General features: G+C 65.4%; 18 protein-coding genes. 11 read left to right on the top strand and 7 right to left on the bottom strand.

The annotated features are described in order from the left end of the window. The first annotated feature begins 384 nt into the window (after positions 1–384). From ACRAKI_RS05085 to ACRAKI_RS05070, 4 genes are read left to right on the top strand one after another with little or no spacing between them, the layout of a single operon-like run. Positions 385–3219, top strand: coding sequence for a helicase-related protein (locus ACRAKI_RS05085; RefSeq protein ID WP_447005882.1), 2835 nt, complete (start codon positions 385–387; stop codon positions 3217–3219). Beyond that, positions 3216–3998 (top strand): DUF4391 domain-containing protein, encoded by a 783-nt coding sequence (locus tag ACRAKI_RS05080; RefSeq protein ID WP_447005881.1) that lies wholly within the window; start codon positions 3216–3218, stop codon positions 3996–3998. The genes ACRAKI_RS05085 and ACRAKI_RS05080 overlap by 4 nt, the downstream gene beginning before the upstream one ends. A 50-nt stretch (positions 3999–4048) precedes the next feature. Next, positions 4049–6058 (top strand): site-specific DNA-methyltransferase, encoded by a 2010-nt coding sequence (locus ACRAKI_RS05075; protein ID WP_447005880.1) that lies wholly within the window; start codon positions 4049–4051, stop codon positions 6056–6058. A gap of 7 nt (positions 6059–6065) precedes the next feature. Continuing rightward, positions 6066–9248, top strand: coding sequence for a restriction endonuclease (locus tag ACRAKI_RS05070; RefSeq protein WP_447005879.1), 3183 nt, complete (start codon positions 6066–6068; stop codon positions 9246–9248). Between the two features lie 173 nt (positions 9249–9421). Here the strand turns inward: ACRAKI_RS05070 and ACRAKI_RS05065 are convergent, their stop codons facing one another. The 4 genes from ACRAKI_RS05065 to ACRAKI_RS05050 all read right to left on the bottom strand — a co-directional run bounded on the left by ACRAKI_RS05065 (position 9422) and on the right by ACRAKI_RS05050 (position 15975). Further along, on the bottom strand, positions 9422–12649 hold the full coding sequence (locus tag ACRAKI_RS05065; protein ID WP_447005878.1) for a type ISP restriction/modification enzyme: 3228 nt from the start codon (positions 12647–12649) through the stop codon (positions 9422–9424). A gap of 1186 nt (positions 12650–13835) precedes the next feature. Continuing rightward, positions 13836–14171: an NUDIX domain-containing protein gene (locus tag ACRAKI_RS05060; RefSeq protein WP_447005877.1), complete on the bottom strand. Its 336-nt coding sequence runs from the start codon at positions 14169–14171 to the stop codon at positions 13836–13838. A 2-nt stretch (positions 14172–14173) separates the two neighbouring features. Continuing rightward, complete coding sequence (locus ACRAKI_RS05055; RefSeq protein WP_447005876.1) at positions 14174–15457, bottom strand: hypothetical protein; 1284 nt, start codon at positions 15455–15457, stop codon at positions 14174–14176. 26 nt (positions 15458–15483) lie between these two features. Continuing rightward, entirely contained in the window at positions 15484–15975 is a 492-nt protein-coding gene (locus tag ACRAKI_RS05050; protein ID WP_447005875.1) for a hypothetical protein, read from the bottom strand. A gap of 152 nt (positions 15976–16127) precedes the next feature. Between ACRAKI_RS05050 and istA the strand changes: the two genes are divergently transcribed. From istA to ACRAKI_RS05020, 6 genes are all read left to right on the top strand, one after another. After that, positions 16128–17633: an IS21 family transposase gene (istA, locus tag ACRAKI_RS05045; RefSeq protein WP_447002433.1), complete on the top strand. Its 1506-nt coding sequence runs from the start codon at positions 16128–16130 to the stop codon at positions 17631–17633. Next, positions 17633–18424, top strand: coding sequence for an IS21-like element helper ATPase IstB (istB, locus tag ACRAKI_RS05040; protein ID WP_447002434.1), 792 nt, complete (start codon positions 17633–17635; stop codon positions 18422–18424). Before istA ends, istB begins: the two co-directional genes overlap by 1 nt. Before the next feature lie 161 nt (positions 18425–18585). Continuing rightward, positions 18586–19437 carry a helix-turn-helix domain-containing protein gene (locus tag ACRAKI_RS05035; protein WP_447005874.1) on the top strand — a complete coding sequence of 284 codons (852 nt, stop codon included), beginning with the start codon at positions 18586–18588 and terminating at the stop codon, positions 19435–19437. Then, entirely contained in the window at positions 19437–19712 is a 276-nt protein-coding gene (locus tag ACRAKI_RS05030; RefSeq protein WP_447005873.1) for a zinc finger protein, read from the top strand. The genes ACRAKI_RS05035 and ACRAKI_RS05030 overlap by 1 nt, the downstream gene beginning before the upstream one ends. A 7-nt stretch (positions 19713–19719) precedes the next feature. Then, positions 19720–19965, top strand: coding sequence for a transcriptional regulator (locus ACRAKI_RS05025; protein ID WP_447005872.1), 246 nt, complete (start codon positions 19720–19722; stop codon positions 19963–19965). Then, a complete protein-coding gene (locus tag ACRAKI_RS05020) occupies positions 19962–20948 on the top strand; it encodes a hypothetical protein (RefSeq protein WP_447005871.1) in 987 nt (328 codons plus the stop codon). Before ACRAKI_RS05025 ends, ACRAKI_RS05020 begins: the two co-directional genes overlap by 4 nt. 551 nt (positions 20949–21499) lie before the next feature. On the opposite strand, the gene ACRAKI_RS05015 is transcribed toward ACRAKI_RS05020, so the two are convergent. The 3 genes from ACRAKI_RS05015 to ACRAKI_RS05005 all read right to left on the bottom strand — a co-directional run bounded on the left by ACRAKI_RS05015 (position 21500) and on the right by ACRAKI_RS05005 (position 23157). Continuing rightward, a complete protein-coding gene (locus ACRAKI_RS05015; RefSeq protein ID WP_447005870.1) occupies positions 21500–21847 on the bottom strand; it encodes a hypothetical protein in 348 nt (115 codons plus the stop codon). Then, entirely contained in the window at positions 21834–22235 is a 402-nt protein-coding gene (locus ACRAKI_RS05010) for a hypothetical protein (RefSeq protein WP_447005869.1), read from the bottom strand. Before ACRAKI_RS05010 ends, ACRAKI_RS05015 begins: the two co-directional genes overlap by 14 nt. A gap of 100 nt (positions 22236–22335) precedes the next feature. Further along, positions 22336–23157: a hypothetical protein gene (locus ACRAKI_RS05005; RefSeq protein ID WP_447005868.1), complete on the bottom strand. Its 822-nt coding sequence runs from the start codon at positions 23155–23157 to the stop codon at positions 22336–22338. 246 nt (positions 23158–23403) lie between these two features. Between ACRAKI_RS05005 and ACRAKI_RS05000 the strand changes: the two genes are divergently transcribed. Continuing rightward, positions 23404–23967: a hypothetical protein gene (locus ACRAKI_RS05000; RefSeq protein WP_447005867.1), complete on the top strand. Its 564-nt coding sequence runs from the start codon at positions 23404–23406 to the stop codon at positions 23965–23967. Positions 23968–24043 lie beyond the last annotated feature (76 nt).

The following is a 24043-nucleotide window of genomic DNA, read 5'->3' as shown; positions in this document are numbered from 1 at the left end:
CACCCGCGCGAACCGTGGCGGTTGGTCAAGACTCCAGCAGCGGTGAGGACTAACGTGGCAGACGCAGGAGCCATTGGACCGATCGTCGACAGTCTTCGTCGCCACCTCACCGGAGCGGCGAGGGTAGACGCGTTGAGCGAGTCGTTCTCGGTGTATGTATACGACGCTATTATGAAGGATGCCTCAGACATTCCGTGCCGCCTGCTCCTATGGGATGGATCGCTGGACACGTACCCGCTCAATGGCCTGGGAAATGAGCACCGGCTCCGCGCGAGACTAGATCAGCATCGAATCGCCAGGGGCTGTGCCGAGTGGGCCAGAGAACGGCTGCAGGTCCGCAGGTTGACGAAGCGTACACGGCAATCGTGGGTAAGCGTCAATGGAATGTTCCCGTACGCCGTGAGTGGGTCTGGTCTCGACGCCGAAGGGCTCGGGCTGGTGCCGTCGGACGATCTGATTTTTCCGGAAGAGATCAGCGATGTTGCCGACGCCAAGCGGCTCGCCGCGAACTTTGAGAAGATCTGGCGCAACGAGCACGCCAGCGAGGAGGCACACGAGCGGTTCTTGGCAGGGATCGATCTGCTCTATCGGGACAACCCGCCCGAGTCAGTCTATTTGCGAATTTTGATCACGCTTTTTTCCGACTTCGTGAGCGAGGCAGGCGACGAGACCGAGGAGCGAGGAAAGACCGGCTTCTTCAACACCGAGGTGTGGCAAAAGCTCTACAAGTTCCAGCGTGATGGCGTACTCGGCGCCATCGAGAAGCTGGAACTCCATAACGGCTGCATTATCGCCGACAGCGTGGGCCTTGGTAAGACCTTCGAGGCCTTGGCCGTCATAAAGTACTACGAGCTGCGCAACAATCGCGTCCTCGTGCTAGCACCGAAACGACTGCGGGAAAATTGGACGATTTTCCGCGCCAACGACGCCCGCAATCCGCTGATCGCCGACAGGTTCGCCTTCGACGTGCTCAACCACACCGACCTCAGCCGCGCCGACGGCAGGTCGGGTGACATCGACCTGACCCATGTCAACTGGGGCAACTACGACCTGGTCGTCATCGACGAGTCCCACAACTTTCGAAATAACCCGCCGCTGAAGGGCCACGTCACCCGTTACCAGCGGCTGATGAACGAAGTCTTCAAAGCAGGAGTGAGGACGAAGGTTCTCATGCTCAGCGCCACCCCAGTCAATACCCGCTTGGCCGACCTGAAGAACCAGGTCCTCTTCGCCACCGAAGGTGTCGACGACGCTCTCGCGGGCGGCGGCATTAGCTCTATTGAGCAGACACTGCGCAAGGCGCAGATGCGATTCACGACCTGGCAGAAGAGTGACGCCGCGACCAGGTCGGCCAAGTCACTGGTCGGTGTGCTCGGCATGGATTACATCCGCCTGCTCGACCTGGTCACGATCGCCCGCTCTCGCAAGCATATCGAGAAGTACTACGGCACGGCAGACGTCGGAAAGTTCCCTGAGCGACTTGCACCGGTCAACCTTTCACCGCCGATCGATGTCGATGGTCGATTGATGCGACCCGAACAGCTCAACGATGCGCTCCTCATGCTCAACCTGGCCGCCTACCGACCGACCTCATATGTGCTGCCCAGCAAGGCGAAGAAGTACGCCGAACTCTACGACCAGCAACTCCGTACTGGTGGCGCCCGGGTTTGGCGGCAGTCCGACCGTGACGCCAACGTCGTTCACCTCCTTCGCATCGGACTGCTGAAGCGACTTGAGTCGTCGGTGGCATCGCTCACCCGCACTGTGGCGAAGATCCTCGGCAAGGTTGAGGCAGTGGTCGCCAAGGTGGAGGAGTACGACGCTGCGGGCGGCACCGGTGTCTCCATCGAGAGCCTCGACGATGTCGCCGATCTCGATGATCAAGAGTTGGAGGACGTCATCGGCAGCACTCTGAAGGTGCTGCTGGCCGACATCGACCGCGCTGCCTGGCTACAGGATCTCCGCGACGACCGGGACCGGCTGCGCATGGTACTGACCGACATCGAGGCCGTTGATCCCGATCGTGACGCCAAGCTCCTGGCACTCAAGGACGTGCTCCGACAGAAGGCCGAGAAGCCCACCAACGAGGGAAATCGGAAGGCACTAGTCTTCACTGCCTACTCCGACACTGCCGACTACCTCTACACCGAAGTATCCAGCTGGGCGCGTGCGGAACTCGGACTGCACTCCGCACTCATCACCGGCACCAGCAACAAAAGCACTCTGGACACGCGAAACGACATGCATAGTCTGCTGATGGCGTTCTCGCCCCGCTCGAAGGGGCGCGACCCCGCTGCTGAGCAGATCGACATCGTCATCGCCACGGACACCATCTCCGAGGGGCAGAACCTTCAAGACTGCGACATGGTCGTCAACTACGACATCCACTGGAACCCGGTTCGCATCGTGCAGCGCTTCGGCCGCGTCGACCGCATCGGCACCACCAACACGTCCGTACAGCTGGTCAACTTCTGGCCCGACATCGACCTGGACACCTACATCAACCTGGAGAAGCGCGTCTCCAGCCGAATGACCCTCCTCGACGTGTCGGCCACCGGTGAGGAGAACATCCTCGATGCTGATGCGATGAACGACCTGGACTACCGCCGCAAGCAGCTCGAGCAGATGCAGAACTTCGCTCCGACGATGGAGGACCTTGCCGGAGGGCTGAGCATCACCGATCTCACCTTGGGTGATTTCCGCATGGATGCCGCTTCGCGTCCATGGCGGCAGCGCAAAGATCTGGCCGGCTGGCCCTTGGCGCTGTTCGGCGTGACCCGTTTCGATCAGACACTCGCCGCCGACGGGCTCACACCGGGCGCAGTCTTCCTACTTCGGGTTCGGGGGGACGCAATCGCAATACCGGGCTCCTACCCGTTGGCTCCCCACCTGCTGGCCTACGTCGGGGCTGACGGCGTGCTGGCTCACCCCATCGACGAACCGAAGCTCGCCCTCGACGTCCTGCGCCGCCACTGCCTGGACCGCACCGAGCCCGACGAGGCCGCTCTCTCAGCGTTCAATCGGGCGACCATGGACGGCGACCGGATGACCCACTACCAGGGCCTGCTCGACGTAGCCGTCAGGGCAGCCTCCAGACAGGCGACAGAGACCGCCGTGGGCTCTCTGTTCTCGCCAGGGCCCTCGATCCTGGGCATCAGCGACGGCGCCGCCGGTCTTGACGCCGTCGATGTCGTCGCTTGGTTGGCGGTGGTGCCGTGAACAAGGAGACTCCTCTCAACCCTGCGGAGGTCCTGGGTCTACCTGAACGAGCCAGGCTCTCCGAGCGGCTTACGAAACGGCTGTTGCGAGACCAGGTCGGCGGCGACACGAGGAGCGCACCGGACCGCAGGCTCGTCGACAGGGCCGTCGCCTCGGCGCAAGTGGTCGGAATCCTCCGCCCGGAGACGATCCTCGTACCCGTATATCGCGACCACGGTCGCGATGGAACCGGTGACAGCGAGATTTCCGACATCGCCGTCCTGCACCTACGGCTGAACGCGAAGATCACCCCGTCCGACCGACGGCGCTTAGTCGAACTGGTCCAGCGGGCCATGCCTCGGCCCGTAGTGCTCTTCCTCGACGGCCCAGACCTGCCGGGTGAGCTGGCCCTCGCTCTCACTCACGTGAACCGCACCGATCCAGAGAAGCGGACCTCGGTTATCGACGCAACCATCACCGTCCCGGTGGCTGAGCTACCCAATGGCGTTCTCGACATCACCCGCTGTGACCGCACCGACCTGTGGGCGCTCTATCGCGACCTGGTGCGCATCGTCGCGACCGCAGGGCGTCCCGCGTCGGCCGCACTTGGGGCCGATGAGGCGGTGCAGTTGCACCATCGGCTTGCCGCTCTCCGTGCGGAGCTCGACGCCGTCGCACGGGAGGCGAAACGTGCGAGGTCGCAGCAGTCTCGCATCGCACTCAACACCACGGCCAAAGTGTTGAGACAGCAGATCGCTACCGTACGCACGGACCTATACAGTGCCGACCAATCGCAGTGATCCGGCGAGACCTCTCATCGCCGATGCACGCCCCCAGGGGAGACAACGACGTGACCGCGGACAGCACCCCGTTCGAGCCGATCAGCGACAAGCGCGACCACCACGGTCCCGGAGAGGTGCAGGGCAACATCGACGCCCTTGCCCGGCTCTTCCCCGACGCCGTCGTCGACGGGACGGTCGATCTCGACGTCCTGGCCGACCTGATCGGCCAGAAGACCGACCGGAGTGGCGCGGAGGGCTTCGGCCTGCGCTGGCCCGGCATGAACGAGGCTCGTAGGCTCTCGGCCCAGCCAGCTACTCAGACGCTGCTCCCGCGCCCGGACGAGTCGGTGGACTGGGATACCACCCGCAACATCGTGATCGAGGGCGACAACCTAGAGATTCTACGCCTGCTACGCCGCAGTTACACCGGCGCGGTCGATGTCATCTACATCGACCCGCCGTACAACACCGGGAACGATTTCGTTTACGACGACAGATTTAGATCTTCCCGCGCCGAGATCGAGACTACTGCGGGCCTTCGCGATGAGAACGGCACATTGGAGAGCGGTGCCGCATCTAATCTATCCGCGGATCGTCGAGCCGGGTCATCTCGCCATTCAAAATGGCTCTCCATGATCTATCCTCGCCTGATGCTCGCACACCACCTACTCAAGGAAACCGGTGTGATAATTGTTGCGATCGATGACATTGAGCATGCTCGCTTGAGACTGACACTTGACCGAGTTTTCGGTGCCGAGAACTTCATCGCCAACCTTGTGTGGCAGGGCGGCCGAAAGAACGATGCACAGTTCGTCTCGCCCTCGATAGACTACATGTTGGTCTACGTCAAGAATGCGGGAGCGCTCGCAGATATTAAGTGGCGCGAACCGAAGCCTGGGCTGGAATCAATTTTGGCAGCGGGACGGAAAGCCTGGGATGACTCAGGCGGGAATTCCATTGAGGCTACCCGACTCATAAAGAAGTGGTGGTCATCTTTGCCGGCGGATGATCCGCGCAGGGCCTCGGCACATTACAATGAGATAGACGGACAGGATGGTCGACCGGGAGTCGTGTACTTTGCCGGCGACCTGAGAAGTCCCAATCCGCGACCCAACCTTCAGTACGAGATCATGCACCCGGCCACAGGAAAGCCGGTCAACATGCATCCGAACGGGTGGGTTTATGAACGGCCGCGGATGAATCAGCTTCTCAAGGAAGGCCGCATCAAGTTCGGCAAGGACGAGTCCCTGCGGCCGACGTTCAAGCGCTATCTTGACGAGACGAGCACACAGAGTGTGCTCCCAAATTTTTACATGGATCGCCGCGCAGCATCTAAGCGTCTTGAGCGCCTTCTAGGCGCAGATGTGTTCACTTACCCGAAGGACGAGACGGTGCTCGCCCGCTGGATCAAACTCGTCACGCGGTCGAACTCTGATGCTCTCGTTCTCGATTTCTTCGCCGGCTCTGGGTCGACCGGTCATGCGGTAATGGATCTTAACGCCGCCGACGGCGGCAACCGCCGATACATTCTGGTCCAGCTCGACGAGCCGGTGAACAAAGACGGCTACACGACGATCGCCGACATTACCCGCGAGCGGCTGCGTCGCGCGGGTGCGCAGATTGCACAGCAGCGAACGCTGGACGCGCAAGACATCGATACCGGCTTCCGCTCCTATAAGCTGGCTGACTCCAACGTCAAGCCCTGGGACGGGACAGCTGAGCTCAACCTACTTGAGTCCGTCGACAACCTCGTCGGCGGCCGCGGCACGGACGATCTGCTAGTGGAGATGATGCTACGGCTGGGCATCGATCTGGTGACACCAGTCGCGACCAGAGAGGTCGCCGGATCCACCCTTTACAGCCTCGCTGGCACGCTGTACGCCTTCTTTGGTAGCGATCTGGACGTCGCGAAGGCGGACGAGGTTGCGAGGGCGATCGTCAGGTGGCGGGAGGAGGATCCGGTCGACTCCGAAGTGACCGTCGTGGTTCGGGACACGGGCTTCCGCGATTCCGGGGCCAAGCTGAACCTCGCCGCAGCGCTGCGGCAGGCCGGCGTCACGACCCTACGCAGCATCTGAGGCAAGCGTGAAGTTCAACTTCGAGGCCAACCTCGACTACCAGCGCGCCGCCATCGACGCCGTCACCGATCTCTTCCGCGGGCAGGACTCACTCACCGGCCAGTTCACCGTCCAGGCCCGTAAGACCCCGGACGCCAACATGCTGCCCGGCCTGGATGAGGCCGAGTTGGGAGTGGAGACTCTCGGTGTCGGCAACCGGCTACGCCTGCACACCGACGTCATCCTGGCCAACCTGCACACCGTGCAGGACCGCGCGGGCCTCGCCCACGAGGAGCAGCTCACGTCGGTCAACTTCACCATCGAGATGGAGACCGGCACCGGCAAGACCTACGTTTACCTGCGCACGATTCACGAGCTTCACAAGCTCTACGGGTTCACGAAGTTTGTGATCGTGGTGCCCTCGGTCGCTATCAGCGAGGGCGTGACTACCTCGATCGCTCTGCTGCGCGAGCACTTTGAGGCGCTCTACCCAGGCCAGCGCCTCTCCTCATTCCGACTCGACGGCGGCAACCTCTCGCGGGTGCGCTCCTTCGCCACCTCATCCGGCATCGAGGTGATGATCACCACCGCTGCCGCGATCAACAAGGCCGCCAACAAAGTGCACCAACAGGTTGAGGACCTTGGCTTCGAGATCCCGATGGACCTGATCCGCGCCACCCGCCCCATCGTCATCGTCGACGAGCCGCAGAGCGTCTACGGCGATGACGGCAATCCCCGCAAGACGAAGGGTGCGGGTCGAGTCGCCATCGAGGGCCGCGTGCCGACCAGAGAAGACAGCACCGTCGGCAAGCAGTCCCTGGCAAAGGGCATGCATGCCACGGCGGTGCTGCGCTACTCAGCGACACATCCCCGGTACGACAAGGCGAATCTCGTCTACCGCCTCGATGCGATCGCCGCATACGAGCAGGCCCTCGTCAAGCAGATCGAGGTCGACTCCCTGGTCACCGAGACGAGTGGCGCCGCGCCATACGTCCGCCTGCTCCAGACCAAGCGGTCCGGTTCCGTGATGAAGGCCCGGTTGGAGGTCGACGTCGAGGTCGGCAACCAGATCAAGCGCAAGGCTGTCGACGTGCCTGTTGGGGCCAACCTTGAGGACGTCACCGGCCGCGCGCGTTACCGCAACCTCACCCTCGACTCGGTCAGCGTGGTACCCGGGTCAGAATCGGTCCGCTTCGGTGACCTCGTCGAGTTGAAGGTCCATGACGCTGTCGGTGCCGAGATCAGCGTCGACGAGCGTGCCCGGCAGATGATCGCCCAGACGATCCGGCAGCACCTGCGCAAGGAGCAAGAGTTCGCCGTCGCGGGCAAGGCGATCAAGGTGCTCAGCCTCCTCTTCGTCGACTCAGTCGCGAAGTACCGCGTTTACGACGGCAACGGCGACGCCCAGCCGGGCGAGTACGCGCGGATGTTCGAGGAGGAGTACGCGAGAATCGCCGTCGTGCCGGAGTTCCGCAGCCTTCTCGGGGCCGATCCCGCCGACGCGGTCGCAGCTCGCGCCCACCAGGGCTATTTCTCCATCGACCGGTCCAAGGGCAAGTCCGAGCGGCTTGTGGACACCTCGGAGACCAACGACAAGGGCCGCCAGCAGGCGAGCCTGGCCTACGAGCAGATCATGAAGGACAAGGTCGGGCTGACCACTCCCGGCACCCCGATCCGCTTCGTCTTCACCCACTCAGCGCTGCAGGAGGGCTGGGACAACCCGAACGTCTTCCAAATCTGCGTGCTGCGCACCATGGGCACTGAACGGTGGCGCCGGCAGAGTATCGGCCGAGGCTTGCGCATCTGCGTTGACGGCGACGGCAAACGCGTCCCCGGCTTCGACGTCAACCGCCTCACCGTGATCGCGAATGAGTCGTACGAGGAGTTCGCGGAGCAGCTCCAGCGCGAGCTCGCCGACGATCTTGGCATCGAGTTCGGCCGCGTGAGCGTCGACGGCTTCGCGCGCCTCACCTACAAACCCGCACCCGGTGCCAAGCCGGTGCCGGTCGGGGACGGGATCGCCCGCGCCCTCTTCGAGGCGCTGGCCGCCGCCCGGTACGTCAAGCCTACCGGCAAGGGCGTCGCCAAGGTCGAGGACAGTCTGCGTGAGGCCGTGGCAGGCGACACCGAGGAGCTGCGCGCGCTCGTCGCCGCGGCCGTTCCCAGCGTGACGGCTCGGTTTGTCGTCCAGCGCCTCATCAAACGGCTCGTTAAACCGATCGACGTCAAGAAGGCCGGCAACCGGGTCTCCGTTCCAGTGGTCGGCGAGCGCCTGGAGAGCCCGGAGTTCCAAGCACTGTGGGAGCGAATCAAGCACCGCACCCAGTTTCGCGTCATCGTCGACGAAGCCGGGCTGCAGGCAGCCATCGTCTCAGCGTTGCGTGCCCTGCCTCCGATGCCGGACCGCAAGGGCGTGTGGGAGACCACCCTCGTCAACGACATCGACCAGGGCGGCCTGCGTAGCACAACCATGCGCAGCGAGCGGGTCGACGTGGTCTACGCGGACCGCGACGACTTGCCAGACATCCTGTCCGTCCTCGCCGACCGCACCCAGCTCACACGCCGGACCCTCGCCCAGGCGTTGACAGAGTCGGGCACGCTGGTGCAGTTTCGAAAGAACCCGCAGGTCTATGTCGACAAGGCCACCCAGGCGATCAACAGTGCGAAGGAACAGTTGCTCGTCACCGGCCTCCGTTACGAACTCGTCGATGATGCCAGGCCCGAAGTTGCTCGTCGGTACCCGCTCTCGATCTTCGCCGAGGCGGACCTCGCCGGCTACACCGGTCCGGGCGGAAACATCGTCACTGGGGAAGACGGCGAGCCGCTCGAATTCGATGCCAAGTCACCATACAAATACATCGTCGTCGACTCTGCTGTTGAGCGCGCCTTCGCCGTCGCACTCAAGCAGCGCAACGACGTTAGGACATTTGTAAAGCTGCCTGCGGCTTTCATCATTCCGACACCACTTGGCGACTACAATCCGGACTGGGCAGTCGTCGTCGAACGCTCCGACGGCAGCCGCTACTTGGTCTTCGAGACGAAAGGCTCGATCGACCCCGAGCTGTTGCGTCCGGTCGAGAAGGGCAAGGTCTACGCGGCCGAGTGCCACTTCAATGCAATCCGGGTCACCCTCGACCTTGACGACCTCCGCTACGCCAAGGTCGACAGCATGAATACAGCCGATGGTGTGATCGACGAGGCGTACGTATGACGGACTTCGATGCCGATCGCGGTGGTCTGACGTGGCAGCAGCGCACGAATCGGAGGTGGACGAGGTCATCCGCCTCGCCGATCGCCGATCGGTTGCAGGTCGACCTGGTACACCTCGTGGCCGCGCTCCGCACAGTGCCGTAGCCGCCGGCCTGTTGCCGTGGGCTCGAACTCCTAGTCCGTCGAGAACAGGTCCGGCTGGGTGTCCTCCTTCGTCGGCTTCTTCGCTGCAGGCGACACCGGCAGGACACCGGCGCTCGTCAAATCCTCGACCGTGATCAGCGGGCTTTCGAGGATGCGGTGGAGCAGCTGGTCCTGGAACGGTTCGAGTGCCACGAGTCGTCCGAGCACGTGGATGAGGTCGAGCAGTTCGGTGGTGGCCGACGGCGTCCAGGTGGTTGGGACGATGGTGTCGAGTGGGGACTTGCGGTTGCCGGAGGGGTTCTTCTTGCGGTAGCCGAACCAGTGCTTGAGCACCCGCATGCCAGCGACCTCGTAGTTCCACACCTCGGGTGCGACCGGGGCGACGCTGCCGGAGCCGACGTGCAGTGTCCTGCTGCCCTCGTCATAGGTCATGCGGTCCGGCATGCCGTGCTCGGTGTCCGGGATCGCGACCTGGATCAGCGGTCGTTCACGAGGGTTGCGCGGGGCAGCGGCCGGACGGTCCGCAGCTGGGTCGACGAAGCGCTCGCCGTAGGTGTGCAGCCAGACGACTTCTTCCCCGACACGCACAGCCTCAGCCCACAGGTGCGGGTCGCGGGTCAGGGGAATGCGAACACCGGGGGTTGTTGTGAGGTCCGCGGCGTAGTGCCTGGTGAAGCCTGGGTGGGCGGCGACGGCGGCGAGGTAGGCGATCAGGTCGGTTTCGCTGACGTGCTTGTCGAGTTGCTCCGTCAGGTGGGTGAGGAGTCCTGGGGTGATGTTGGGGTGGGTTGCCTTGGCGTCTGTGTACAGGGGCAGCGACCGGCCGCCCCTGCCCGAGTGGTAGTGCATATCGGGCAGCAATGAGGTGAACACGAGCGCCGGTCCGGCATCGATCGGGTGCGCGTGCTGTTCCACGACGAAGATCTGGTTGCTGCCGAGGGTGGACCACAGCCCTGCCCTGGGTCTGGCGATCAGCCTGGAGTCGGGGATCAGCCACTGCCGGTCGAAAGCGCGGAACCCGACGCGAATCGGCGAGGACATTTCGCCTTGTTCTTGGGCAAGGACGGTGTTGCTGCGCGGGAAGCCCGGAAGAGGTGGGGTGATCCGTCTCAGGTCGAAGTACTGGTTCTCCTGGAAGAGGACGGCTTTCGTCGCGGCGGGTGCTGAGATCAGCCGGTGCCAGCGTTGGGCGAGGGTCTCCTGGTCGGGTGCGTAGACCCAGGTCCGGTTGGGCTTGACGCCGGGAGACGCCCACGGCACGAGATCGGTCGTGGCCGGCATGGACAACCACTGCGTGCGGCCGGCCGGCTGGAACGGGTCGTGCCAGCCGTCGGAGCACTGCTGCCACTCGGATGAATCCGCGCGCAGGGTGCCGAGTGCTGCGATTTTATCGGCGACGGCCCCGGTGACCGAGGTCCGGTGGACGCGCGCCGGCGTGGTGGCCTCGATCTTGCCCCGGCGGACGAAGACGGCTACGCAGATGGGTTGCTGGTTGCCCGGGAAGAATCGTGTGTTGACCGGCGGCTGGTGCCCCTCCGGGGTCAGATCGATGATCCACCCCTCGTCAGCGGTCTCTCGCAGGTACCGACGCATGCCGGCGAGTCCGGGGGACGTGGTGAAGCCCGCGGAACAGACGAACGCGACAATGCCTGCTGGGTGCTGAGGGTGTGCGTCGAAGACCTTCCAGGTGGCCCAGCGCCAGAAGTAGACGTACTTGTTGTGCAGCGTGTACTCGCGGCTGCCCTGACCGGGCGTGCGGAACGCATCGAGGCTGGGTGCCGCGACCTTGCTCTCCGACTTCCCTTCGATCCACGGTGCCGTGCCGCGCACCTTGTCGACGTACGGCGGGTTGCCGATCACCACCATGACCGGCGCCTCCTGCTTGACCCGGTTCGCCCCGCGCCGCGAAGTCTCCAACGGCTCGTACACGCTGCCCAAATTGAGGTGCTGCACGCGGGGGTCGTCCAGGGTGTCGGCGAGGAAGCGGCGCTCCTTGGCAGGAGCCTCGGCCTGGTGGCGCTTCTTGAGCAGACTGTGGATGCGCAGTTCGGCGACGGCGTAGGGGGCGGCCTGGTTCTCGAAGCCGATCAGGCGATCCGAGAACTCGCGCAGATGGGGTGCGACAGCTCCCGGCCCCTCTTCGGCCTCGACGGTGCGTGCCACGGTGTTGACCACTTCGGCGAGGAAGCTGCCGGTACCCATCGCCGGATCGACCACGATGACGTCGCGTTCCGCGAAGCCTCTACTGCGGCCGAGGTGGGAGCGCAGTACCTCGTCAACGAACCGGGTGGTGAAGGCGACCAGTTCCGCTGGGGTGTAGTAGACGCCGCTCTTCTTGCGCAGCTCCGGGTCGTACTCGGACAGGAAGCTCTCGTACAGCGTCGCGTAGGAGTCGTCGGGGAACTGCGTCCAGTCCACCACCTCCAGCACCCGGAGCATGGTGGTCAACGCGACGCTGTGCTCCTCTTCAGGCTGGTCGGTGAGAACGGCGAGGGCTCGGCCCATCAAAGAGTGCTTCTTGCCCAGCAGCCGGGCGATCTCGCGGATCGGCTTGCCGTTGAAGTCCACTCCCTCCACTCGGGCGAGTAGGAGGGCGAAGGTCACCGTCTGGGAGTACTGGTCGGCGAACTCCTGGTCTGTCAAGCTCGGGAAGAGCGCTTGGCGCCAGTCCATGGCGAGTCCGCTGAATGTGCCGCTGTTCGACTGGCCGCGCTGCTCGCGCTCCAACTCCGCGGCGACGTCGTCGCGGAGCAGGCGGCACAGGTTGGCGATCACGCGCACCATGTCGTCCAGGGAGCGCGGTGGTTGGGGATGCCAGAGCAGGAAGCCGGTCATCACCTGCGCGAAGTCCGTGCCGACCGTGTGCAGCTTGCCGCCTGCTCGGTCGAGGCCAGGCTCGAGGCGGGCGACCCTGCCTTGGAGCTTGCCGTAGGCGTAGCGGGCGAAGCTCTCCCCGTCCGTGTACAGGACGTTGGGTAACAGGCGCAGCGCCTCCCACTGCTTGCGGTCGTGCTTGGTCGGGGCAGTCCAACTCTCCGGCGTGCCATAGCCGGGTCTCTTCAACTCGACGTACCCGATGCGGGCCTTGTCGACGTTGACCGCATAGTCCGGGCGTACGGACAGGTCAGGCAGTCGTGTCTCGCCGATCATCGTGACCGTGAGGATCAGGCCGTCAGCGATCTTGGACACCATGTGTTCGAAAGGTCCACGAAGGTGGTCTTCGGGTGAACCTTCGCGGGTCCGCAGTTTCTTGGTCACTTCGCGACCGAACGCGGCGATGACCTTGTCGAAGTCGATGGGGTCGGCCCTGGGGTGCGGCGTACGAGGAGTAGGCATTGACTGCTCCCGTTAAGCGGGGGAAGACCAAGATCTCCAGGAAAACCGATGACGACTTTTACTGTCTGTACAGCCGACGGGTAATCCGAAAAACAGGGAAGACACACCGTCGGTGGATGTCAAGAGCCATTCGATTGGACATGTCGAGCCAATTCGACCGATCGGGTTACGCACTCTGGACTTCGGGAGCACTAATCCTCGTGTCGCGTGCGAGGATCCCTGGTCGTATCACCGGTGAGACACGGACGGTCCAGCGGCGTTCGAGGTTGCCCCTGAGGAGCTGCGCGAACACGCGACTGAGGTCCAAGACCGAGCGGTGCTCGCACAGGCGCTGGACAGCACGCGGCAAGTGTCGATGCCATCCGACGCGTACGGCGTGGTGTGCCACACCGTACGCCATGCTGCTCGATCCGATCGACCAGTGGGAAGTGGACACGTTGTCGGGCTCGGGATGGTCGGTGTCGGACTGGAGGCGCTCGGCGTCTACGGCGTCTACATAGCCCCGGTCGGCACGCTGGCCTACGGGCCGGCGGGTTGATCGAGCACGTCCAGCCGCTGCAGAGCATGTCGAACGACCCGGCAAGGACGCCTCCGGCGATCCGCGCCTACGCGCGAACCCGGCAGAACATCGGCGAAGGCGTGATACGCGCCGCCGGGGAGTTGGGAACCACGTTCCGCGAATGCACGGTCCGGTGGATCGACACTGCCAGCGACGTGTACCGGGCGCAAGCGGTGGAGGTGGCCGCCGCGCTGCGCGTCGCGGATAGGCGACGGCGTGGGTGCTGTGGTCACCATCGTGGGCAAGATCGCGGCGGCGGTCTAGGAGTTGGCGCGTGACCTGATCGCAGAGAACGGATGAAGATAGTTACGGGGAGGGAGGCTTCAGGCACTCACTATTCGCAGTAGGGATTGAGCGCGCTCCAATGATGACGATGCCTGGATCACATGAGAGCCACTTTTCGGGATGCCGCCGGATGTCATCGACCAGGTGGTTGTCCGTACTCCAGGTAAACCGGACCTCCATGAACGTATGCACTATGGGCTTGGTTTAGTCTGCGGGCAAGCATGGGGATGACGTAGTCGTCGATCTTGCTCACCGGAGCCATCCTCAGCGGTCCAATTCGGAGTCGTCCAGGACAATCCGCTGTTCGTCGTCGCCGAGCGTTCCGCAGTCGAACAGCCAGAGCACCTTGTCGCCTTCGCGGTCCTTGGGCGCCCAGTCCACGACGAGCAGGCGTTGCGGCTCGCGGTCGAGGTCGAGTTCCTCGCGTAGTTCCCGTCGGCAGGCCGCTGCTGGAGACTCTCCGATGTCTACGTAGCCACCAGGGATGTCCCAACCGTTGCGGTAGGTCTTGTGCACCAGCAGGATCCGGTCCTGGTTGTCGACGAACAGCGCTCCGGCAGCCATCCGCGGGGTTGCGAAGCGGCCGACGTCTGCGGTCATGCTTACCGACCTATCAAGGTGTCGTGGATGTGGTCGTCCAATTCGGCGACGAAGGCTTCATTGCGCCACGGGCGCAGGTGGTTGCGTGCGCGGCGGATGCGTTGAGCCGGGACTCGGCCTCCGGTGGTGGCAGTGATGTCCACTGCCTCGTGGAGGAAGGCGACGCAGGCTGTCGCGTCACCAAGACTGAGGCGAGCCAGGGCCAGGTCAGTGGCGCCGATGCCTCGTTGGACTGCGTCGCGTGAACCGGTGAGGCTCGACAGGGAGCGAGTGAGCAGGTCGTCGGCGCGCTGGGCTTGGCCGCTGTAGATGGCGCACAGGCCCTCGAAGCCGCTGACGCGGTCGGCGTTGAAGGCGGCGAAGGGGTCGTCTGGCGAGAGCTGCTCCACTGTTTTCCAAGCTCGGTCGAGGGCGGTGGCTGCGGCGGTGGGGTTGCCTGCGCGGGCTTGGACTTCGGCGTGGACGGCGTGGGCGCGGGCTCGGATGGCGTGGCTGGGGCCGCGGTGGGCGTCGTGGGTGGCGCCGCGGGCCAGGGCAAGGGCGGCGGTGAGGTTGTTGGTGGCGTGCAGGGTGACCATGGTGTGGCTGGTGCGCACGGCTGCCAGGTGGCTGTGGTCGGGTAGGCGTGCGGCGGTGGTTTCGGCGTTTTGGTAGAGCGCCATGGCGGTTTCGTCGTCGCGGGTTTCGAAGGCCAGGCGGGCGGCCAGGGCGTACGCGTTGGCGGCTGTGGTCAGCAGGTCGGTGGTGGGGCTGGGCTGGGTCAGCAGCTTGCGGCAGGTGTTGAGGACTGGTGCGAGTTGGATTTGTAGGCGGACGAATGGGGTGGAGCCGACCTCTTGGTTGAGGGTGGCGACGGTGACGGCCAAGTGGTCGACCAGGTCTTCGGTGGGGCGTGCTGGGGTGGGTGTGGGTGCGTTTCGGGCGTGGGTGATGGAGTCGACAAGCCGGTCGATGCGTTGGGATGAGGTACCGAAGTGGCGGAGCGCCTCCATGAGGACGGCGAAGTCGGAACCGGTGCCGAGTGCCCAGGACCCCGTTGAGGTCTTCGCGTAGATCCGTGCGAGGAGGTACTGGTAGCGGTCGCCGGGCTTGGTGCGGTCGGTCGGGCTCTCCCAGCGGGCGACGGTGCGTTGGATGCTGGCGACTGGGAGGTGGCCCGGCGATGCCATGCCCAGGTCGCGGGCGGTGTCGCGTAGGACTCGAGCCAGATCTGTCCAGGACCAGCCGCGTGATTCGCGCAGTCTGCGCAGGGTTGCGGCCCCTAGTTCCCCTTCCGCGGTGGTCATGAGGGCATTACAGCATTGATTCCGCGTTAGATGGGTACGACCAATCGGGGTTTTCCCTGATCGGATGCATAGTTGAGCGTGTACCAGGTGCCGGAGGTCTGGTCGACCCCTCGGGGAAAGCCGATGACAAAGTCGCTTCGGTCGACCATGTAGCGGTTACGGGCGTGGTAGGCCGAGGTGCCGAGTGTGGGTGCGGTCAGCTCGACGACTTCGGCCAGTCTGTTGAGTGCGCGCCAGGATGCGATCGATGACGTGGCGGCTTCTGGCTGGTCAGCGACGGTACACGGGACGACGACGGTCAGAGGTGCCGAGGTGTGCTCGGCGAGCCAGTCGAGTGTGGCGGTGTCGATGCCGGCGGCGCCTCCGATGTAGAAGTGCGCAGCGGCGAATGGTGCCAGGTAGTCGTTGAAGAGTGCGTTCAGGCGGTCGGCGTCGTTGGCGTCGACGGCTCGTGTTCCTGTGATGGTGATGTTGCGGATCACTCGAATGGCCCTTTCCGGGATGTCATCGAATGTCATCTGCCGTGCATGCGGTTCACACTGTCGGCGGCCAGTGAAAGATCCCCATAGGCGGCCACTTACCGCCCCATAGACGGCCGGCGATCTCCCCGCTGGTGGCCAGATATCTCCCCGGTGAGTAGTCCGGGCCACCGGTCAACAAGAGTCGACCGGTGAAGACGAGCAGGGAGATCATGGAGATCCTTGAGGCATACGACCTCACGGGGAGTTACCGCGCGGCGGCCGCGCTGGCCGGGTGTGACCACCACACCGTGGCGCGCTATGTGCAGCTGCGCGAGGCCGGGCAGAGCCCGGTGGCCCGTGAGCATCGGGCTCGTCCGATCGACGAGTATCTGGAGAAGATCGAGGAGCTGGTGGTCCGCTCGGGTGGGCGGGTCCGGGCGGATGTGGTGCACGAGCGGATCAGCGCGATGGGTTTCGCCGGCGGGGAACGCACCACCCGCCGGGAGGTCGCGCGGGTCAAGCAGCGGTTCCAGGCCGGGCAGCGGCGGGTGTTCCGGCCCTGGATCACCGAGCCGGGGCTATGGCTGCAGTGGGACTGGGGCGAGGGTCCTCGTATCGGCGGGCGGCGCACGAGCCTGTGGTGCGCGTGGCTGGCATGGTCACGGTTCCGGGTGGTGATCCCTGTGTGGGACAAGACGTTGCCCACGATCGTGTCCTGTTTGGACACGACATTGCGGCGGATCGGCGGGGTGCCGACCTATGCGCTCACCGACAACGAGAAGACCGTGTCGGTCGACCATGTCGCCCGGATCGCGGTGCGCAACCCGGAGATCGTCGAGGTCGGCCGGCACTACGGGATGACCATCCGCACCTGTGTCCCGGCCGACCCGCAGTCCAAGGGCGGGTCGGAGGCCACGGTGCGGATCGCCAAGGCCGATCTCGTGCCCACCGAGGCGAACCTGCTGGACGAGTACCGCAAGTTCGGCGAGTTGGAGACGGCCTGCCGGGAGTTCTGCGAGCAGGTCAACGACCGGCCGCATCGGGAGACCCGGCGCCGCCCGGTCGAGGCGCTGTCCGAGGAACGCACCCGGCTGCATCCGTTGCCTGGCCAGGCGTTCACGGTCGCCTTCGGAACGACGCGGCGGGTGAACTGGGACTGCACGATCTCCGTAGAAGGGGTGCGTTACTCGGTGCCGCACGAGCTGGTCGACACCCGGGTCTGGGCCCGGTTCCACGGCGACGAGCTGATCGTCACCACCGTCGGTCAGGACGGCCCGGCCGAGGTCGCCCGTCATACCCGGTCCACGCCGGGCACCCCGGTGATCAGCGACGAGCACTACCCACCACGCGAGGACAAGGACGGTGACCGCGTCCCGAAGGCCACCTCGGCCGAGGAAGCGGCGTTCCTCGCGCTCGGGCCGGGCGCGGCGTCCTGGCTGGTCGAAGCCGCTGCGGCCGGAGCCCGGCGGATCCGGCCGAAGATGGCCGAGGCGGTCGCGCTGGCCAAGCTCCACCCAGCCGCCGAAGTCGACCAGGCGCTCGGGACGGCGGCGATCGCCGGCCGGTTCGCCGAGAACGACCTGATCCGCATCCTGGCCCACCAGGGCGGCAGGGAGCAGGCCGAGCCCACCCGAGCCGGTGAAGCGCACAGCCTGCAACCAGGCACCTCGGCCTGGTCCAACTTCGGCATCACCACGGAAGGGGATGAGGTGTGATGGCGGCACCGCTGCGCACCGTCGCGGGCTCGGGCGGCGACCCGCTGGCCGAGGCGATCGAACTGACCAAACGCCTGAAACTGCCCTACATCCGGCGGTCGCTGACCGATCTGATCCCAACCGCCAAGGCCCAGCGCTGGGATCCCGCCGAGGTCGTCCGCGTCCTGCTGGCCGAGGAGGCCGCCGGACGCGACGCGGCCAACCTGCGCACCCGCCGCAAACGCGCCGCGTTCCCGGCCGGGAAGACCTTCGGCGACTGGGACGAGCAGGCATCCACCATCCCGCGCCCGACCCAGGACGCGCTCAAGACGCTGGAATGGGTGCAGCGCAGGGAGAACCTGTGTGTCTGTGGTCCGTCGGGCACCGGGAAGTCGCACTTCTGCGAAGCGCTCGGGCAGGCCGCGGTCGAGGCCGGGCTTACCGTCGCCTGGTTCACCATCGAGGACCTCGGTGTCCTGGTCCGCCGGCACCGCGCCGACGACTCGATCACCCGAGCGATGACGCGGCTGATCCGCACCGACCTGATCATCATCGACGACATCGGGCTGCTGCCGGTCAGCCCGGACGCCGCCGAGGGCTTCTACCGCCTGGTCGACGCCGCCTACGAGCGGCGGGCGCTGGCGGTGAGCTCGAACCTGCACCCGTCCGGGTTCGACGAGATCATGCCCAAGACCCTGGCCACCGCGACCGTCGACCGGCTGCTGCACCACGCCCATGTCGTCGTCACCCAAGGTGACAGCTTCCGGCTCGCGCAGGCCACCTCCGGCAAGGGCGTGATGCCGTTGAGCTGACCGAGTCCCAACCCAGGGCGGGGAACTATCTGGCCGCCGTTGGGGAGATCTGGGTGGCCACCAGCGGGGAGAACTCCTGGCCGTCTATGGGGAAGAACAAATGGCCATTGACACACACGATCTCATGGCTCGGCAAGCCGTTCCTATGACGGAGGGAAGCCGTGGAGACCGTTGTCGAGGAGAAGCAGCCGGTCAGGTTGAGTTCGGCTCGTAGTCGGGAGCTGGGGGAGGAACTGCGTCGGGTGCGGCATCGGGCGCGGGTGTCGTCGGCGTTGCTGGCTGAGGCGTTGGGCTGGTCGTTGGGCAAGTTGAGCAAGCTGGAGACCGGCAGCCGCGGTACGAGTGCGTGGGAGATCGGCACGCTGTTGGGGCGCTGTGGTGCGGACAACGTGACGCGGGAGCGGGTAATGTCCGTCGTCAACGAGCCTGACACCGGGAGCTTTCTGCGGCTGCACGGCGGCGCTCCGGACTCGCTGTTGGCACTGTCCCTGCACGAACAGATGGCGTTGAGCGTCGCTGTCTACGAGCCGTTGACCATCCCCGGCTTGGCGCAGACAGAGGAGTACGCCTGTGCGCTGAGCGGCAAGGAGGTGGTGGAGGCGCGCCTCTCGCGTCAGGAGGTGTTGCGACGACTGGGTGGACCGGACGCGGTCCTCTACATCCACGAGGCCGCGATCCGGCTGGTGGTTGGTCGCCCGGAGGTCATGCGCGACCAGATGCTGCGCCTGACGATGATGTGCGGCTGGGAACGTATGAGTGTTCGCCTCGTGCCATTCTCGGCTGTGGCGGGCGCTGTCCTGCGAGGGACAGCAGGGCTGTTGACCTTCGCAGAGCCGGTCAAGCCTGTGGCTTACACCGAGAACGACGCGGCCACCGTGTTTCATGACGATCCGCACGTCGTCGGCGCCTACGAGGCCAAGATGCGGCAGTTGAAGCGGTTGGCGTTGAGCGTTGAGCAGTCACGAGCGGTCTTCGCGCGGTGGGCTGACGTCTACGACCGGAATGCGCGCTGATGGCACTGCGTCCGTTCCGTTGGCTTCCCCATGAGGGTCGACGCCACGCCGTCGACGCGGACCTGGTGGCTCGCGACCAGGCCGCCACCCTGTGCGGTGAGGAGCTCGTCATTCCGGCTGATCCGCCGACGAAGTCGGAGTGGTGTTGGCCTACCTGTCCGGACTGCGATGCGGCGTGGCGAGCTGCTGAGGGCATCTTGCCGTTCCCTCGTCAGGGAGGCGTTGCCTCCGGTCCCCGACGTGTCCGTTCAGTGACGCTCCAAGATCAGGTGTAGATCGTCGATGCCGCACACCATCAAGCTTCGTGCGTTCGAGTTCGTGCAGGCTGCGCGTTCGGCGCGCTTGCACTCCGACTACGCCCTGGCGCGGGCGATGGGCGTCAATCGCTCCACCGTGACCCGTGTGCTCAAAGGCGAACTCCAGCCGGGCCCGGCGTTCATCGGTGGGGCCCTGACCGCGCTGCGGAGGCAGTTCGAGGACCTCTTCGAGATCGTCCACGTCGTTCGGCCGACCGAGGACCGATCATGATCGCCGACCCTGCCGAGTTGCCCGACCTGCGGCTGCGGATGCGTGAGCGGGTGATGACCTCGGAGTGCGGTCACGAGGTCGTCCGACGCCTCAACGCGGGTAAGAGCGCGGTCACGCCTCGGCTGGTCGGTCCGCCGGAGATCCGGCGAGCGAGCGCTGTCACCGGCGCGCTGCTCATGGCTCGTTGTGAGGCGCGCCGTTTGAGTGAAGCGCAGCTCTACTGGGTCGATCGCGACATGACCGCGCTGGCGCTTGCTGCCGCGGACCGTCCGCCTCGAGAGCCGGTTACGGCACGCCGGATGCCTGCCGAGGCGGGTCTGATGGTGTTCAGCGAGTCGATCGATGGCGAAGACGATGAGCAGATCGCGGCCGTGTCCTGGTCCCACTGGACGCCACAGCACCTTGATCGCGATGACGGGCCTGGCTTGATCACCTGGAGTCTGAACACGCCCGGCGGTGCGGTGCCACTGCACCCGGAGTTCGATGGTGTTTGGCTGACCTACTGGACACCGCAGCTCGTCCCGCTCGCGGAGTCGGTGTTGCCGTTCGGACAGCCTTTGGTACCTCTTCGGTCAGTGTTTGGTAAGAGGTGGGCGCACGTCGTCTACACCGCCTGGCAGCTCATGACGCAGAGCGGTAGCGCTCAGCTCAGCGAACTTGAGGACCTTCCTCGTTCCCGATACGGGCGCAAACGGGATCAACGCGCAGGTGTCGAGGATGCAGGTACTGTCCTGTTGGTTCGTGTCCATGCCCGCCACCGGAACGCTGCTTCGGGCGAACGCGAGGCGCCACGGTGGAGTAGTCGGTGGCCGGTCCGCGCTTACCGGCGCAACACCTGCCTCAACTCCAGGCTCCACGCCAGCGGTGGCTGCGAGCACGAGGAGCAGATCGTGCCCGCCCATATCAAGGGTCCGGCCGACAAGCCGCTCAAGGCCGGCACGAGAGTCCACATCTGGGACACCCCGCCACCCTCCGAGCCTTGATCAGGTCTCCGTACGGTCACTTCCATTGGGGGTTCATACGGGGGATCACATTGGGGATCATCTTGGGGTTCGTGCTAGAACGCCACCCCCTGCGGCCAAGGTAAGAGCAGCTCAAGGTTCCTGTAAGGGGTTCCGCTGGTATCCCAGACTCGCTTGGCCGCAAGCACATGAGCAACATCGAGGCTGGCGGCGGCGCGGGAAGCCAGCGGATGCATGTCCCCTGGGATTGATCTCGGAGTTCAGAGGGAGTGCAGCGGGACTCCTCGGTGTGCCCCTAAAGGACTCGATGGCTCGTGTACTGGTCCCACCGAGTGTTGTGTGTTGGCCGCTGACGGTGCCGCTGCGGCGTGTTCCGGCCGTCGCGGGTATTGCTGCCAGGCGGACGTGCGACAGGCGACACGCGCGTAGACGGAGGCTCGGGTGGGGCTCGGCCTGATCTGTACATCGAAACTGACCGCGCCGGCGCGAGGCGACGTCACCAGACATCTCCTACCTCGCCGAGGCACTGAACAGCGGTTATAGGGTGCGGTACTAGGTTGGGCAAGAGATTGCTACCTGCCCGCCCAGCCTGCTTTGGACGTTCGACTCCCCACCCAGGTGGCGGGGGCGGAGGTGAATCGGACGTCGGTGCCCTTCCCGGCCACCGTGACCGACACCCGCTCACCTACGGGTACCTGCTCCATCCTGGTGGGCAGCTGGTGGCTCCAGCCGCGCACCTCCACGTCGTCGACCGCGGCGAACCTGAGGTGTAACCGGACCCAGTCGTGCTCGGGCGGCGCCTCCCACGTCAGACGGGCGGCTTCGTCCAGCGGTCCTTCGAAGGACGCGGTGATCGATTGGTTGCGCTCGTCCCAGTGCAGGGCGTAGAGCTCGAACGCCGACAGGTCAGATGTGCTCATGGTAGGTGTCGATCTCCGGTCCAGGGACCGCCGTGTACAGCCGCTGGTCCAGCCTGCTCGTGAACTCGTGCGGCCCGTCGTCCACCGCGTCCGGCGGCGAGTTGTGGGCACTGATCCTGCCGAAGCGGAACTGCTCGGCGCACGTCAGCGTCAGGCGCAGCGACTCACCGGTCACAGACACGGCCAGCCTTGCCCTCGGCCGTTGCGCGAACTCGACCGACACAGTCGCCGGGAGCACCGCGTCACCGGACAGCCGGACATCCTCGACCGCAAGAAATCCCAGGTGCGCCTGCACGCGGCTGTAGCCGAGCACGTCCGAGACGACCGGCAGGTCGACGCGCAGCGTGCAGCCGGGGCCTCGGCGCTCGAACCGGATCGACCGCAACACGAGTCTGTTGAGGTCGGGTCCTTGCGGGTAGAACCGGGCCAGCAGCTTTGCGTCATTGGGCAGAAGTCGGTCTGCGCCGGTGATGAATGGTGGAGACAGGTCAGATGGCGACGGCTCCTGAGATATTGGCATGACGAACTCCCCATGCGAGTGTGAGCAGCGTCCAGGCGGACAGGTCCTTGCCCGCCAACCGCGCCCAGAGGCGGGCGAACTCCGGTTCGGTCTCGGGCCAGGTCCGCCCGGTCGGTAGGCGGTCTGCCCAGGTGCGCACCGCCAGATCGGCGTACGGGTACAGCGAGTAGTCGTTGGTGAGATCGGCGACGGTCGCACCCGCGGTCCACGGGCCGATGCGAGACACGCCCTGCACCTCGTCTCGCAGGACGGCCGGGTCGACTTCGGCCCACTTCGCGCCGAAGTCCAGCACCGCCTCGGCTGCGGCTTTCAGCGGACGGCGCTTAAAGGCCATCCCCAGGTCGGTGAACTCGTCGTCCGGGAGTTCGAGGACGGTTTCCGGTGTCGGGAACAGCCACGCCGGCCCGTGGGGTGTGAGGACTTCCTCGCCGTGCGCCTCGCAGAACGCCCGGTAGAGCTTGCGGGCCTGACCCGCTCGGATCACCTGCCGGACGATCGAGGTCGCCAGGGCATCCCACAGGTCCGGATTGCGCCAACGTCCCACCGTGCCAGCAGCGCGCAGCACGTCCACCACCTCATCGGTGCCGGTCAGCCCGTCCGGGTCGACGACATCGAGCACGGGACCGTCCTCTTCGCCCCGCACCGGGTGTGCCTCCGTCCGGTTGCCACCGGTCTCCGTGGGCGTACAGGTCAACACCCAGGTAGAGCTTCCGGAACGGACGGCGCGATAGGCGGTTTCGCCTGCCGACAGCCAGGAGGGATGGTCGGTCATCACCGAGGACACGATCACAGCGAGCTCCCTGGGGCCGGTTGACAGCCACCCATGATGCCGAGACCGCTCCATCGTCTCGGGAGATCGGCCGGCGTGGCGGATTCACGAACGAGTTGTCGGAGAGATCCGCCACGACCGTGCCTCGAAGAAGGTGCTCGACAGCTCCACCGCAGAGCGCCGCGCAGGAAGTCACCGCCCAGGCGGACCTGACCAGGGCCAGTAAGATGCTGGACCTGTCCGAGCAGTTCGTGCCGAGGGGGTGACGTGCGCACAAACCTCGATGAACTCGTCAACCGGGCGAAAGAAGGCAGGGTCGACAAGCGAGAGGTCGCCGAACTCGCGCGTGAGCTGGCGTCCACTGAGGACGAATCCCGGGCGTACCGCCTCCTGTACGTCATCGGCCGTTCGTCGGCGACGGAGCACGAGGAGCTCGTGTCGGGCTTCCTGCGGGGCGACGACGCGGAGCTCGCCAAGCTCGCCCTGCAGATCCTCTGCACCCACTGGGGCCTGACCGAGTCCTACCTGGACTCCGTGCGGACGTTCCTCGACGGCGTCCCCTGGGACCCTTCGGGCGACACCCGCCTGGTCGCGACCTCCGCCGCAGGCGAGCACCTGCGCGACCACACCGACACCGGACTCCTCGCGCGGCTGATCGAGCTCGCGCAACCGGATGACGACGACCCGGTGCAGCGGCGGGTCGCCCTGGAAGCACTCGCCCGTGCCCTGGGCGACCCCGAGGCGGAGAGCCTGCGCGCGGGCGGCGACAACCGGGAGGACTGGGCAACCCGAGTACTCACCCGCGCCGAGGACCGACTCGCCACCGAATAGCACCACGCGGTCCTTCGGCCCACCTCACCGAGGCCGAGCCGAAGGACCGACTCCCCACCAAGCCCGCCCTCGATGC

Source organism: Saccharothrix isguenensis, from assembly GCF_052936305.1.
The sequence above is the reverse complement of the archived record's forward strand: the minus strand, read 5'-3'. Positions and strand labels throughout refer to the sequence as shown.

Excerpts from the sequence above, each read along its gene's own strand:
- ACRAKI_RS05020 (WP_447005871.1), top strand. The coding sequence starts at position 19,962 with ATGATCGCCGACCCTGCCGAGTTGCCCGACCTGCGGCTGCGGATGCGT.
- istB (WP_447002434.1), top strand. The coding sequence starts at position 17,633 with ATGGCGGCACCGCTGCGCACCGTCGCGGGCTCGGGCGGCGACCCGCTG.
- ACRAKI_RS05025 (WP_447005872.1), top strand. The coding sequence starts at position 19,720 with ATGCCGCACACCATCAAGCTTCGTGCGTTCGAGTTCGTGCAGGCTGCG.
- ACRAKI_RS05030 (WP_447005873.1), top strand. The coding sequence starts at position 19,437 with ATGGCACTGCGTCCGTTCCGTTGGCTTCCCCATGAGGGTCGACGCCAC.
- ACRAKI_RS05015 (WP_447005870.1), bottom strand. The coding sequence starts at position 21,847 with ATGAGCACATCTGACCTGTCGGCGTTCGAGCTCTACGCCCTGCACTGG.
- ACRAKI_RS05050 (WP_447005875.1), bottom strand. The coding sequence starts at position 15,975 with ATGACATTCGATGACATCCCGGAAAGGGCCATTCGAGTGATCCGCAAC.
- ACRAKI_RS05085 (WP_447005882.1), top strand. The coding sequence starts at position 385 with ATGTTCCCGTACGCCGTGAGTGGGTCTGGTCTCGACGCCGAAGGGCTC.
- ACRAKI_RS05060 (WP_447005877.1), bottom strand. The coding sequence starts at position 14,171 with ATGACCGCAGACGTCGGCCGCTTCGCAACCCCGCGGATGGCTGCCGGA.
- ACRAKI_RS05055 (WP_447005876.1), bottom strand. The coding sequence starts at position 15,457 with ATGACCACCGCGGAAGGGGAACTAGGGGCCGCAACCCTGCGCAGACTG.